The following is a 14,571-nucleotide window of genomic DNA, read 5'->3' on the forward strand; positions in this document are numbered from 1 at the left end:
GATGAATATCTATGCTATGTCATCCATTGGTATAGCATAGGATTTATATAAAAATATCAAAGGGGTGTTTTAATTGGGAAAAGTAAACCGAAAATGGTTCATGTCCATTCTAGCAATTCTGTTTATTATGAGTTTGCTAGTTGGTTGTTCATCAGATTCATCTGATGAAGGACAAGGAAATGAAACAGAAGAAAACACTGGGGAAACGGATGAGGGCACAGGGGATGCCGAAAAAGACACAGAAGGCAGCATTTCAGGGGAACTAGAAATTCAATACTTTGTCGGTGGATATGGAGATGCTTGGTGGAAGGAAGTCATTGATGGGTTTACATCCAAATATCCAGATGTACAGATTAAAGAGCAAGCAGGTCCAAACATTAACGAAGAAATGAAAACACGATGGATTTCTGGAAATCCACCAGATGTTGTGTATATTGATGGTGCTGGATCAAGCGAAACACAAATGGTGGAAGATGGACAATTGATGGATCTTAGTGATTGGGTAGAATCAGTAGAGCTACCAGATGGAACACCACTTGCTGATAGTTTCATCGTTCCGCCAAGTAAGTTTGATGACGGTAATTTATATAGTTTGCCACTCGTGTTTGATACTTGGGGAACTTGGTATGATAAGGCATGGTTTGAATCTGAAGGCTTTGAAGCACCTAAAGATTTCGAAAGTTGGATGTCTTCTATGAAGGAGATTAAGAATAATACGGATGTAACTCCGTTTGTCACAACTGGGCAATATCCTTACTACTTCTCAAGGGGCGTATTGTATCCAGCATTTGCTGCAGCAGGGGGAGAAGAGCTACTTTCATCCGTTATTAAAGGTGATGAAGGAGCTTGGTCGAGTGATGCAGTATTGGATGTAATGACAAAAGTTCAAACAATGCAAGAGGAAGGTTTGATTGATCCAGGATTTGGTGCACTGAACCATACACAGTCACAGATGAACTTTATTCTTGGTAAAAATGCCTATATTCCAGTCGGCTTCTGGCTACCAAATGAAATGGCAAATGATGTACCTGACGATTTCCAATTCGGATTTGTGCCTTCTCCGATGAATGACGCTGGGGAGCCTATGGCGATCGTGCCAGATTTACGCCCATTAGCAATCGCAAAGGAAGCTAAAAATCCAGAGGCAGCAAAAGCATTTATTGAATTTGCATTCCAGAAAAAATATGCATCTAAATTTGCTGAATTAACAGGTGCAATGATGAATATGAAAGGTGTCGACTTAGATAGTAACGAAAATGTACCTGTTTATTTGAAAGACGCCAATAAAATGATAAATTCAGATCAGGTAAAGATATATCAAAAACCATATCCAATGAGCGCTGATTTAGAAACACCACTCGGTAATGCTTTGGTCTCACTGATGTTGGGAGAAATGGATGCAGAAGAGTTTACCGAAACAATGGAAGCTGCAGCAGAAGAATACCGAAACAATAAATAAACAAGAAGGAATGTAAAGACAATTTGTCTTTACATTCCTCTTTATTCAACCTATGAGAAGTTGTAGCGGAGTATAATTGCTACAAAAATATGTGAGGGCTTAATGAAAATTAAGTTTTGTACCTGGATTCAGGTGATAGAAAGAGCGTCATGAAGAAATTGATATATTGAAAGGAAAAGGGTGATCTCATGGTTCAATCCAAAAGGCAAAAACAGTTATTCTTACTATTTTGTTTACTCCCGACATTTATTGTGTTTGCTATTTTTACCGTTTACCCTTTACTAAATGGCTTGTACTTATCATTTTTTGAATGGTCTGGAATGAGTGGGAATCAGAAGTTTATTGGATTGGAAAATTATAAGCAGCTGTTTAGCGATTCCATCATTCCAAAAACGATTTGGCATGATTACTTTTTAGTTATAACGAAAGTGATAGGCATTATGATTTTGGCGACCTTCTTTGCGGTTGCTCTTACTCAACTTAAAATTAAAGAAGCACCATTCTATCGTATTGTTTTTTTCTTTCCTAATATTATGTCTGTTGTAATAATAGGTATTTTGTGGCAATTTATTTATAATCCAAATCTAGGTATTATTAATTCAGGACTGACATTAATCGGTCTAGAGGAGTGGGCAAGACCATGGTTAGGTAGCCTTACATGGGCTCTTCCTAGTCTAGTACTACCATCTGTATGGGCGGGGATTGGTTTATTCATGCTTATGCTAATGGGTGGCATCATGAACGTTCCGAAAAATTTATATGAGGCAGCCGATATTGATGGTGCTAATGAATGGCAGCAATTTTGGAAGGTTACAGTTCCTCTTGTTTGGCCCCAAATTAAAACTTCTATTTTGTATATCGTTATTACTACATTAAATGGATCGTTCATTATCGTACAGGTGATGACTGGCGGTGGGCCAAATAATGCCACGCAGGTTATGGGATCGTATTTATATCAGCAGGCATTTAAACAATATAATTTTGGATATGGAGCTACGATCGGCGTCATGATTTTGATCCTTTCTCTGTTGACGGTATTGATCTTACAGTATTTCTTAAAAAGAGAAAAAGTGGAATATTAGGAAGGAGGATAATCATGAAATTAGGAAAATTATTGTTTAAAGCTGGTATCCGCATACCGCTTCTTATATGGGCGTTAATCGTAATATATCCTATCATCTGGATGTTTCTCGGGGCTTTTAAATCAAATGGAGAAATATTTGCTTCACCCTGGGCGCTTCCTAAGTCCTTTAGCTTCGATAATTTTATATTAGCTTGGACTGAATTTAATATTGGCTCAAGTTTTATGAACAGTATATTTGTAACAGTACTTGGCACGTTTTTATGTCTTGTTTTTGCATTACCAACTTCGTATGCAATAGAACGACTTAAATTTAAAGGAAGCAAGATCTTGTTTAATGTATATTTGTCAGCAATGATGATTCCGATGGTTCTTGGCTGGATTCCTTTATTTTTTCTACTCTTAAAATTTAACATGATTGATAACCTATGGGCTCTTTCTCTGATTTATGCTGTTACACAAATTCCTTTTAGTATTTTCATTTTGACAAGCTTCATGGGAAGTATACCAAAGGAAATGGAAGAATCAGCTGCAATGGATGGGATGTCACCATATGGCATTCTTTTTAAGATCATTACACCACTTGTAATGACAGGTATTATTACCGTTTCGATAATGAATGCCGTTACATTTTGGAATGAATATTTCATGGCACTCATTTTCTTGCAGACAGATGAAAGTTATACGCTTGGTGTCGCAATGGATTTAATGAATAAGGAAGCCCAATACACAAATGCATGGGGGGCATTATTTGCTGGACTTTCAATTGCCATTATTCCAGTTCTTCTCGTTTACGCAATCTTCCAAAGGAAAATTGTAAAGGGTATGATTGAAGGCGCAGTAAAAGGGTAAAAAAGGAAGTTGTTTGTGTTCTAGTTTTCTAGCGTTTGAACTACGTAAGAAGAACAAACAAAATTTAATAGCAAATAGGTGATACTTTTGAAAGAGACAAATCATATAGCAGTTTCTTTATCAGGCGGAATTGTTATGTTAAAAGAAATTTTACAAAATATCCCACCTTCTGAAAGGAAAATCGCTGAATTTATTATTAGTAATCCAAAAGCGGCGGTTGGATGCACAGCAAGCGAATTAGGAGAACTCAGTTCAACGAGTAGTGCAGCAGTTATTCGTTTGTGTAAATCATTGGGATTAAAAGGTTTCCAAGAGTTAAAGCTGCGAATTGCGGGTGATATTCCGAATTCTTTTAATGGAAGATACCAAGATATAGTGCCAAATGAATCGAGAGAATCGATTGTAAATAAAATGACAAATAACAGTCTCCAAGCGATTACAGAAACGGCAAACATTATTAATTATCAAACATTAGAACACACAGTGGATGTTATTTTAAAAACGGAAAAAATTCATTTTTTTGGAGTGGGTGCATCTGGCGTTATTGCACAGGATGCACAGCAAAAGTTTATCCGGATTAACAAGCCAGCCTCGGCTTTCATGGATATACATGTTGCAGCAACATATATTGCGAATGTAACACCAAATGATGTGGTAATGGGTATTTCATTTTCAGGTGAAACAATGGAAGTCGTCAAAATTCTGGAACTCGCTAAACAAAAAGGTGCCACTACCATAAGCTTGACTAGCTATGGTTCAACATCTGTATCGGAAATTGCGGATATCCCTCTCTATATATCTGCATCACAGGAGGCGACATTCCGAAGCGGAGCGACATCCTCTCGACTAGCACAACTACACATGATCGATATTCTGTTTATGTGTGTCGTTACGGAACAATACGACGAAACGATGCGTAATTTAGAAAAAACAAAAAATGCAGTTGATTTTATAATTGGTAAAACAAAATGATAAAATTTAGCTATTCTGGATTGGGTAAATAGGGGGGCAGTGGTGCTATGCAGAACAGGTTTATCGGAATTGATGGTGGTGGAACGAAAACAACTTGTGTGATTGGGGATAATTTTGGGACGATCCATGGGTCGGTACAAGGGCTGTCGAGTAATATTCAAACGAAGCCGTTGGATGAAGTGAAAGAATTATTACTTAGATTAATTCATGATGTGACAACAAAAACAGATACAACTCCAAGTCTAATAAATACAATCTATTTTTCTATGGCAGGATGCGGTCGTACTAGTGACCAACAGCGTCTTTTTGAATCACTTCGTCCCCATATCGATCATTCTATTGAAATCCATGTTCAAGTTGACGTGATGGGGGCGTTAGCAGCAGGGACGTGGGGAGAGCCAGGTCTTGTTTTAATTGCCGGTACTGGTTCCATTGCTTATGCCTATACATCAATGGGTAAGATCACTCGCGTTGGTGGTTGGGGGTATCTACTTGGGGATGAAGGAAGTGGATTCGATATTGGACGACAGGGGTTGGCAGCCGTTTTCAAGCAGCATGACAAAAGAGGTAATGAAACGGTTTTAACGGAATTGCTATTAGAAAAATGTAACCTTTCAAGTCCTGAAGAATTGCTTTCCAATGTTTACAGCTGGAAAAATAGAAAAGAAGGAATTGCAGATACATCAAAAATAGTCTTTAAAGCTGCACAATCTGGGGATCCTGTAGCAACCTGTATCATCGACAATGCCATACTTGAGTTAGTCCATTTAGTGGAAACTACTCTACGTGTTAGTGAGACTAGTAACTTACCACTCGTTATAAGTGGAGGGTTATTTTCAGACCAATTTTTTAAGGGCCAATTTGAATCAAAAGTCAGGGAAAGGATAGGTGAGATTACGATCATCCACCCATCTACTTCACCTTCTATAGGGGCATTTGTTTTAGCATTGAAATCAGCTGGCATTGAAATGAACAAAGAAACAAAAGATGCTATTGTTAATAGTTGCAGCCAAATCTTAGGATAAAGGTGTAAGCAAGTATCAAGGGCTGAACCAAAAAGGGGTGTTCAGCCAATAGTAAGTCAACGCCTCCATAGATCAGTAAGCCGCATTTCCAAGATCCGCTAACCCCTAAACACTTCTCTTTCTCATTCCACTAATCCTAGCGATTTTAGCCCATTGTAAATTCCTGATTCGGTTACGGCTGTCGTAGTGTGATTAGCATACTCAAAAAGATTTGGATTGGCATTTCCCATTGCAAATCCCTCTCCAACTACACGTAGCATTTCCTTGTCATTCATCCCATCGCCAAAAGCTATCGCATGTTCTGGGGAAATAGATAAATTATCCAAAATGGCCTTAACAGCAAATCCTTTGTTTGCTGTTTCTCGAATGACATCATAATTGTTTCGGAATCCCTTTATATTAACCTCTGAAAAATACATATGATCATTCACTGTGTAATGATCAATATCCCCATCTTTTAAATCAATCAATGTAACACCTAACACATTGTAATCGTTTGTTGGTGTGTACAGCTCGTTCTTTCGTAAGTTAAATTTTTGCATAAATTTTTTAACCATTGGTTTGTCTAATGATGTGAATACATTTTTGCCATTTGTATAGAAGACAAGGTCGTTATCTTGTTGGTTAGCAATGTCGATGAAATGCTCAATCGTGCTTGTATCCATAGGTTCATTCAGAATTTCTTTCTCCTTATGTATGGCAAAAGCACCATTATATCCGATATAAGAATCTATGTTTAATTCCTTGCCAATTTCCCTTATTTCATGAAGAGGTCGTCCAGTTGCTAAAAATACTTTGATGCCCTTGTCTTGCACTTGGCGAATAGCGGATTTCGTTGATTGCTGAATCGTATCATCAGGTGTGACAAGCGTTCCATCTATGTCTAGAAATAGTATCCTGTAATTATTTTTCATAAGTTCTCCTTTTTGTTAGGTTTAAGTGTGAACAATAAGAATAGCAATCTTCTGACTTTACCTTTTTCTACAATAAATATACCATTATCATAACAAATTGTGTTGTATATAAACAGGAGGAATTAGCAATGGAATTTCATCGTCACCCCCACACATATGTCGGATTAGTACACCTGATTGTGGCAGATTTAGATAGATCCCTTACATTTTATAAGGAACTCATTGGTCTTCAGGTACTAGAACAATCAGAGCACAAAGTAGTCTTAACAGCAGATGGGTTTACACCTCTATTAATAATTGAGCGACCAGAAAATGTCTTAGATAAACAACGCCAGACGACAGGATTATATCACTACGCATTACTTCTTCCAAATCGTTCTGACTTAGGAAGCGTGCTTCGGCATTTCATTCAAAACGGATATCCGTTACAAGGGGCATCTGATCACCTTGTTAGTGAAGCTATTTATTTGGCAGATCCAGACGGGAACGGAATCGAAATTTATATAGATCGTCCATCCAACACGTGGTCGTGGGAAAACGGTGAAGTTATCATGACAACAGATCCTCTAGACGCAGAAGGACTGCTGGCTGAGGGTGAGGGCAAAATGTGGGAAGGTTTACCAAAAGATACGGTGATGGGGCACATCCACCTACACGTTGCCGAGCTAGATGAAATAAAAGAATTTTATACCGCTGGACTTGGCTTTGACATTGCTAACAGCATGTACGGAGATCAAGTACTGTTTGTATCCACAGGAAATTACCATCATCACATTGGATTAAATACATGGAATGGAGTAGGTGCACCACAACAACCAGAAAATAGTGTTGGATTACGTTCATTCAGTATTGTCCTTCCTAGTGAAGAAGAAAGAAAAAGAACGATCGAACAGCTCAGACAAATTGGTGCAACAATTTCACAGGAAAATGAAACAATTTTGACGCAAGACCCATCTGGTAATTGGATAAAATTGTGCATATAAATTAGGAAGGCATTAAGATGCTATCCCTTTTGTAACGTGAATGCGTCCAACTGGGTGTGCATCAGCGACTTGCATCTTCCCGTATTCTTTGAACAGGAATAGGTGCACATTCTTCTCCTCTATGGTATATTTGATCGTGTTATTTTCCATGAAGGAGAAGTTTCTTTTGGCAGATTTGAATCAACAGTTTTTATACTCTATTTTAATTATCACACTAGGCTATATTTTAAAAAGAACGAATATATTAAAAGAACATGATGGGGAAGGTTTAGCTAGAATTATTTTTAATATTACGCTTCCAGCTTTAATTATTACTGCATTTCACGACATCGAAATAGACATATCCCTATTTCTACTAGTCATAATCGGAATCTTTTATGGAATATTTGCTGCATTTTTGAGCTTGTACTTTTTTAGAAAAGAGAATAGAACAACAAAAGGTATGCTTAGCATGATGCTCCCAGGTTTTAATATTGGTCTTTTTGCATATCCGCTAGTAGAGGGGATTTGGGGAGATGAAGGGATCAAATACTTTGGGATGTTAGATGTTGGGAATGCGTTTATAGTGTTTGGTTTAATATATATCATCGGTGGCTTTTACTCGGCAGATAACGTCAAAATGAATGTAAAGTATGTAGTTGGTACGATGGCAAAGTCGATTCCATTAATGACCTACATGGTTGTTTTTTTATTAAATATTTTTGGCTTTTCGCTTCCGAAATTGGTATTGCAAACATCATCCATCATTTCTAATGCAAACATGCCGATGTCCTTGTTATTACTCGGTATTTACTTGAATTTTACCTTTGACGAAACATACGCACGATTAATCAGAAAATTTCTAACCATTCGTTATGTGGTTGGGTTGAGTGTAGGCCTGATTTTTTACGTATTCCTACCTGTTGAGGATATGATCAAAAACACACTATTAATTGGACTTATACTTCCAGTTGCTACATCGGTTTTACCGTATTCGATCGAGTTTGGTTACAACCCAAAGTTTGCAGGGATGGTTTCTAATATAACACTCGTCATCAGTTTCCTTTTCATATGGGCAATGGCAAATATATTGATCTAACAATGAAGGTGGACAAGGAATGAAGCAAATATATAGTAATATCATACAATTTCGTGGAACACATTACGATTTTGGCTACATGCAAGGAAAACAGCTAAAAAATTCACTTACCGTTTTGAACAGGGAGAAACAATGGAAGGTGAGAAAACCTCGCTTTTTAGTCGAAGAACAAGAAGCGAAAGACGCTATATCTAGGTTTGCGCCTGGTGTTTGGGAGGAACTTATTGGCATTCAGGATGGGCTTGAGTGGCCGATCGAACGGGTCTTAATGGAATTTGGTGGTTATCGATTAGACTATGTCCGTTCTGGTTGCTCCATTTTGACTGGGGCTGACTATCTTTTGCGAAACTATGATTATCATCCAAAAACATATGAAGGACGTTATGTCTTTTATCAACCAACCGATCAGGGCTATGCCATGGTTGGACCAAGTCAGCGTGTGACAGGGCGATCAGATGGTATGAATGAAATGGGATTGGTAATGGGATACAATTTTATGCATCGTAAACATCCGGGCGATGGATTTATATGCTGCATGATCGGGAGGCTCGTGTTAGAGAGCTGTGCAAATGTTGAGGAAGCAGTTACGATGTTAAAAGAAATACCGCATCGGCATTCATTTAGCTATATTGTCTATGATAAGAGCGGCAAAACATATATCGTTGAGGCATCACCTAGAGGAGTGGAAGTTCGTCAATCTACTGTATGTACCAATCACTTTGAAATCATGCAGAATGAAAATCGAAATCACTTATTGGATTCTATTCGACGAAAAGAATTAATCGAAAAAAAGCAAGAGGACATGATAGATGCTTATGAAGCTTTTCGGCTTTTAAATGATACAGATAAAGGTGTTTTTTCGAAACAATATAGAAGCTGGGCAGGAACGATTCATACTTCCGCATACTTTCCACAACAAATGAAAACATGGATGGTACTCGGCGGTGATCAAGAGCCAAATGAATTTGATTTTATGCAATGGCTGACTGGTGAGGATATTATTTTCGATCAAATTATGGGAGCGGTTGATACTAATTTGCCGTTTGTCCATATGGATGAGAATGCTAGTTGGGGAAGTAGAGGATAGACAATAACGCAGCGGATGAGCAGATATAAAAGTAAGGGGAAATTTGTATTAGTTAAGTGTAACTATTTGAACATAGGCAGTGTTTCACTATTCAATAATTGCAAACATGAACAACAAAGGCGAATTCCTATTCAGGAATTCGCCTTTTAAATGTTAGTTGAAATTAGTTCTTTTCAACGTTTGCAGCTTGTGGTCCACGGTTGCCTTCTTCAATATCAAATGTTACACTTTGACCTTCTTCAAGTGTTTTAAAGCCTTCGCCTTGGATAGCAGAGAAATGAACGAATACATCGTCTTGTCCTTCTACTTCAATAAATCCAAAACCTTTGTCTGCGTTAAACCATTTTACTGTACCTTGTGCCATCTAACTTTTCCTCCTAGTGTGGATTCTCCACACACATGTATTACTATTCTTGCTCTTGCCTCAAAACGAAAACTTTACGTTGCGTTAACTTGAAGTGTTTATCGAACAAAATAGCTAATTTTTATTCTAACACATTACGTTAAAATGTCAAATAGTTAATTGAATTTTTTTCGAGGCTTTTTTGTCAAAGTGAATGGGACAAAGACAATCTTTGTTATTTATTTTAACTATTTCACTTATCAGTTATTCCAATAATCAATTTGTTCAGAAAATATTGAAAAATAAGAGGTTATATAGTTATACTAATGTTAAAGAAATAAATGTAACCCTATTCCAATAGTGGTAATCTAACTTCGTCTATCCATCATTTAAATATGCTTACAAAAAAAGAAGTGGGGGTCTTCACTCATGTCACTTAATTACAAAAATCCTGTTCCACTTCACTTTCAACTAAAGGAAGATTTAGAGAAAAAAATTCTGGAGGGGGAATACAAAGATAAAATTCCGAGTGAAAGGGAAATAATGGAACAGTATTCGGTTAGCCGAAGCACAGTGCGAGAGGCTATTAACCAGTTAGTTCGTGAAGGTATTTTGGAAAAGAAACATGGTAAAGGTACTTTTATTTCATTTAAACCAATTCAAGATTGGTTAGGTTCCTTAAGTAGTACTACGGAAACCATTCAAGGGATGGGTATGAAGCCTGGGGCGAAATTAGTTGATCATGGGATTATTGAGTCATCCGATTCGATCGCTACCTTAACTGGACTCAACACTACTTATTTCATTAAAAGAATTCGTTATGCAGACGATATACCAATCGCGATCGAAAACCAATACTACCCAGTTGATATTGGCGAAAAACTTGTGAAATATGACATAGATAAAGCAACCCTTTATGATCTGCTTGAAGAAGAGCTAGGGATCAAGTTTGCGGATGCAGAACAAATCATAACGAGTGGGCATTTCCAAGAAAAAGACGCAAATTATTTAGGGATATCGCCAACTTCGTGTGCATTAATTATTAATCGGATGATCTATGATAACGATGGAAATATTGTTGAATACCAGGAAGGATTTTATCGCTCCGATATGTATTCATTTTCCATCAATTTATCAAGAAAAAATAGCTAGTCAGCTTTTGTTTTAACTGGTCCGAACAACATGACGTCACGATTTCATTATAGTGATTTTTCAAACTTATTAAAATAAAAAAGGAGTGAGGAGAAATGATTATAGGAATACCCAAGGAAATGAAAAATAATGAAAATAGAGTTGCGATCACACCCGCTGGGATAACCGCATTTAAAGATGCAGGTCACGAAGTTTGGCTAGAAAAGAGTGCTGGAGTTGGAAGTGGGATTTCTGATCAGGAGTTTCGGGATGCTGGTGCTGAAATCATGATGTCACCAAAAGATGTGTGGTCTGCTGACATGGTCATGAAAGTTAAAGAACCTCAGTTAGAGGAATATCAATACTTTCGTGAAGGATTAATTCTTTTTACCTACTTGCACCTTGCTGCAGAAACGGAACTTGCAGAAGCGCTATTAGAGAGTAAGGTGATATCGATTGCATATGAGACCATTCAGTTAGACAATGGTGCGCTTCCGCTATTAACGCCAATGAGTGAGGTAGCTGGCAGAATGTCTGTTCAAATTGGTGCGCAATTTCTGGAAAAAGCGAAAGGTGGAAAAGGAACCCTCTTAGGCGGTGTGCCAGGTGTCATGCCTGGAAATGTTGTTATCATTGGTGGCGGTATCGTAGGAACCAATGCTGCTAAGATGGCGATCGGATTAGGGGCGAATGTAACATTACTAGACATTAACCCTACCCGTTTAAGAGAATTGGATAATCAGTTTAACGGTCAAATCAATACGGTAATGTCGAATCAATTCAATATTGCAGAGGCTGTAAAAAAAGCAGATTTGCTAATCGGGGCCGTCTTAATTCCTGGGGCCAAAGCGCCACAACTCGTTGTAGAAGACATGGTAAAAACGATGGAAGAAGGTTCCGTGATTGTGGATGTAGCTATTGACCAAGGTGGATCAATTGAGACCGCAAATCAAATTTCTACACATGATAATCCAACATATGTCAAACATGGTGTCATTCATTATGCAGTTGCAAATATTCCTGGAGCTGTATCACGTACTTCCACATATGCGTTAACAAATGTAACGAACCAATATGGAGTATTACTAGCAAACAAAGGGTATAAGCAAGCAGCAATCGAGAATAAGGCGTTGGCTAAAGGCTTTAATACGATGAAAGGCTATGTCACCCACGCAGCAGTGGCTAAAGCCTTAGGATTAGGGTGTGAGTCAGTGGAGTCCTTACTAAAGGACGTTGCTGTTGCTTCATCATAGATAGTTTAAGATTTCTATACAAGGGAGGATGAGTACGGTGAGTTTAGAACTTGAAAGAGAAAGTTTGGCTAAAAAGGATACAGATCACCTTTGGCATGCAATGCATCGTCATGTGGAAAACCAAACACCGACCATTGCAGAATCTGGTGAAGGTTCATGGTTTACAGATGTTGATGGAAACAGATATTTAGATGGTGTATCAGGATTATGGTGTTTAAATTTAGGACATGGCCGTCAAGAAATTGTTGACGCAGCTGCTGAACAGATGAAAAAGTTAACCTATTTTCCGCTGACGATGAGTCATACCCCAGCTATTGAATTATCGGCAAAAATCAGCGAACTTTTGGGTGGTTCGTATAAAACTTTCTTTTCAAACAGTGGCTCTGAGGCAAATGAAAGTGCGTTTAAGATTGCACGTCAATATCACAATCAAAATGGCAACCCTGGTAAATACAAATTCATTTCAAGATACCGAGCCTATCATGGGACAACATTAGGGGCATTAAGTGCCACAGCCCAAGCAAATCGTAGGGCAAAATATGACCCAGGTGTACCAGGATTTCTTCATACACCACCACCATATAGCTATCGCAGCCTTGTCGGTGGAAATAAAGAGGAAAGTGATCTCATCACAGCAGAAATGCTTGATCAGATGATCACTTGGGAAGGTGCAGAAACTGTTGCGGGCGTTATTATGGAACCATTTATTTCTGGTGGTGGTGTCATTGTCCCGTCTAAAGCATATTTAACACGAGTTGCAGAGATTTGTAGAAAGCATGATGTTCTATTAATCATGGATGAGGTTGTTTCTGGATTTGGACGTACAGGGAAAATGTTTGGTTTTATGCACTCAGAAGATGTAGAACCAGATATTGTAACGATGGCAAAGGGACTAACAAGTGGCTACTTACCATTAGGAGCAACTGCAGTTAAATCTGAAATCTATACGAAATTTAAAGAAATCGGCGAAAATAGTCATTTCCGACACGTTTCCACTTATGGTGGCCATCCAGCGTCATGTGCGGTAGCTTTAAAAAATATTGAAATAATTGAAAAAGAAAATATCGTAAATCGAGTGCATGAACTTGGTGAATCAATTTTGGGTCAACTAAAAGAACTGATTGAACACGAAAATGTAGGGGAAATCAGGAATGTTGGATTCCTTTATGGCATTGAAATGGTAGAGGATAAGCAAACAAAAACACCAATTTCAGATAAACGGATATCATCAATCATTGCCAAATGTAAACAAAATGGACTAATAATCGGACGAAACGGTGATACCGTGCCTGGATATAACAACGTGCTAATTATTGCACCACCTTTATCCTCAACTGAAGAAGATTTAGAGTTTCTAGTAAACACTCTAAAATCCGCATTCTATGATGTGAAATAAAATAATCTGTTAAAAATCGTAAACAGGAGGAAGCATCATAGGAAGGGGAGTGAATATGAACTATGAGAAGCTAAAAACGTTTATCACAGTTGCAGATAAAAAAAGTTTTTCTGAAGCTGCTAAATTACTGTATCTATCCCAACCAACAATCACATCCCAGGTAAAAGCACTCGAGGAACACCTAAATACAACTTTGTTTGAAAGAACTACAAAGCAGGTTCAACTAACACAGGCTGCTCAAGTTTTGTACCGATACGCCAAAGAAATTATCCGATTAAGCGAAATGGCTGAAAAGGAAATTATCAGCATGTCGGATCACGTTTATGGTGACCTTGAAATCGCATGTAGTTTAACAATTGGAGAAAACGTTCTTCCTCAAATTTTGGGTGCGTTTAGAGAAGCGTATCCTCTGATAAAAATGAGTGTGGATATTACAAATACAACCCAAATTTTGCAAAAGGTGAAAGACCATGTCTTGGATCTTGGCCTAATTGAGGCACCAATAGAAGATCCTGAACTATATCTGGAACCTTTTCTAGAAGATGAACTCGTTTTAGTAGCCACACCACACTATTTTGAAAAGGAAAAAACGATGGTTACGTTGGAAGAATTAAAAGTTCTTCCACTCGTATTACGAGAAAAAGGGTCTGGTACTCGTACTGTAATGAATCAACATTTAATAAATAGCGGATTAAATCCATCCAATCTAAATGTTGTACTTGAACTAGGGAGTACGGAAGCTGTGAAATCGGCGGTCGAATCAGAATTAGGTCTTTCTATTATTTCTAAAAGCGCAATAAAGAAGGAGTTGCAATTAGGTTTGATAAAGACCTATCAGATTCAGGATATATTTTTTACAAGAAATTTTTATATTGTATACCATAGGGAAGCCGTGTTGAAGTCTACAGTTGACGTGTTCCTACATGCAATTAGATGCATATCAAAAGAACCAACTCTTACACCATAAGAACAATTGGAAATCAAAACTTTCCTTATA

At 37.8% G+C, this 14,571-nt stretch carries 14 protein-coding genes; 12 read left to right on the forward strand and 2 right to left on the reverse strand.

The features are described 5' to 3' along the window. Positions 1-100 precede the first annotated feature (100 nt). The 5 genes from NC797_RS06400 (at position 101) to NC797_RS06420 (ending at position 5,389) form a co-directional block, all read left to right on the forward strand. Positions 101-1,459, forward strand: coding sequence for an ABC transporter substrate-binding protein (locus NC797_RS06400; RefSeq protein ID WP_272436012.1), 1,359 nt, complete (start codon positions 101-103; stop codon positions 1,457-1,459). 188 nt (positions 1,460-1,647) lie between these two features. Next, on the forward strand, positions 1,648-2,541 hold the full coding sequence (locus tag NC797_RS06405) for a carbohydrate ABC transporter permease (RefSeq protein WP_272435940.1): 894 nt from the start codon (positions 1,648-1,650) through the stop codon (positions 2,539-2,541). A gap of 14 nt (positions 2,542-2,555) precedes the next feature. After that, entirely contained in the window at positions 2,556-3,392 is an 837-nt protein-coding gene (locus tag NC797_RS06410) for a carbohydrate ABC transporter permease (RefSeq protein WP_272435941.1), read from the forward strand. A gap of 87 nt (positions 3,393-3,479) precedes the next feature. Beyond that, complete coding sequence (locus NC797_RS06415; RefSeq protein WP_417168688.1) at positions 3,480-4,364, forward strand: MurR/RpiR family transcriptional regulator; 885 nt, start codon at positions 3,480-3,482, stop codon at positions 4,362-4,364. A 47-nt stretch (positions 4,365-4,411) separates the two neighbouring features. Continuing rightward, on the forward strand, positions 4,412-5,389 hold the full coding sequence (locus NC797_RS06420; protein WP_272435942.1) for an N-acetylglucosamine kinase: 978 nt from the start codon (positions 4,412-4,414) through the stop codon (positions 5,387-5,389). 122 nt (positions 5,390-5,511) lie between these two features. Here the strand turns inward: NC797_RS06420 and NC797_RS06425 are convergent, their stop codons facing one another. Beyond that, entirely contained in the window at positions 5,512-6,303 is a 792-nt protein-coding gene (locus NC797_RS06425; RefSeq protein WP_272435943.1) for an HAD family hydrolase, read from the reverse strand. A 128-nt stretch (positions 6,304-6,431) separates the two neighbouring features. Between NC797_RS06425 and NC797_RS06430 the strand changes: the two genes are divergently transcribed. The 3 genes from NC797_RS06430 (at position 6,432) to NC797_RS06440 (ending at position 9,451) form a co-directional block, all read left to right on the forward strand. Then, entirely contained in the window at positions 6,432-7,286 is an 855-nt protein-coding gene (locus NC797_RS06430; protein ID WP_272435944.1) for a VOC family protein, read from the forward strand. A gap of 166 nt (positions 7,287-7,452) precedes the next feature. After that, positions 7,453-8,364 (forward strand): AEC family transporter, encoded by a 912-nt coding sequence (locus tag NC797_RS06435; RefSeq protein ID WP_272435945.1) that lies wholly within the window; start codon positions 7,453-7,455, stop codon positions 8,362-8,364. 19 nt (positions 8,365-8,383) lie between these two features. Beyond that, positions 8,384-9,451 carry a C45 family autoproteolytic acyltransferase/hydolase gene (locus NC797_RS06440; protein ID WP_272435946.1) on the forward strand — a complete coding sequence of 356 codons (1,068 nt, stop codon included), beginning with the start codon at positions 8,384-8,386 and terminating at the stop codon, positions 9,449-9,451. A 163-nt stretch (positions 9,452-9,614) separates the two neighbouring features. On the opposite strand, the gene NC797_RS06445 is transcribed toward NC797_RS06440, so the two are convergent. Continuing rightward, the gene (locus NC797_RS06445) at positions 9,615-9,815 is read right to left on the reverse strand and encodes a cold-shock protein (protein ID WP_017471671.1); all 201 of its coding nucleotides are present in this window, start codon (positions 9,813-9,815) and stop codon (positions 9,615-9,617) included. Positions 9,816-10,223: 408 nt separating this feature from the next. Between NC797_RS06445 and NC797_RS06450 the strand changes: the two genes are divergently transcribed. The 4 genes from NC797_RS06450 (at position 10,224) to NC797_RS06465 (ending at position 14,541) form a co-directional block, all read left to right on the forward strand. After that, positions 10,224-10,946 (forward strand): GntR family transcriptional regulator, encoded by a 723-nt coding sequence (locus NC797_RS06450; RefSeq protein ID WP_272435947.1) that lies wholly within the window; start codon positions 10,224-10,226, stop codon positions 10,944-10,946. 95 nt (positions 10,947-11,041) lie between these two features. Then, positions 11,042-12,178: an alanine dehydrogenase gene (ald, locus tag NC797_RS06455; RefSeq protein ID WP_272435948.1), complete on the forward strand. Its 1,137-nt coding sequence runs from the start codon at positions 11,042-11,044 to the stop codon at positions 12,176-12,178. A 28-nt stretch (positions 12,179-12,206) separates the two neighbouring features. Beyond that, complete coding sequence (locus NC797_RS06460) at positions 12,207-13,574, forward strand: aminotransferase (RefSeq protein WP_272435949.1); 1,368 nt, start codon at positions 12,207-12,209, stop codon at positions 13,572-13,574. Positions 13,575-13,629: 55 nt separating this feature from the next. Continuing rightward, positions 13,630-14,541, forward strand: a complete 912-nt coding sequence (locus tag NC797_RS06465) for a selenium metabolism-associated LysR family transcriptional regulator (RefSeq protein WP_272435950.1) — start codon at positions 13,630-13,632, stop codon at positions 14,539-14,541. Positions 14,542-14,571: the final 30 nt, after the last annotated feature.

It is taken from the genome of Terrihalobacillus insolitus, assembly GCF_028416575.1.
Taxonomy (GTDB): Bacteria; Bacillota; Bacilli; order Bacillales; family Amphibacillaceae; genus Terrihalobacillus; species Terrihalobacillus insolitus.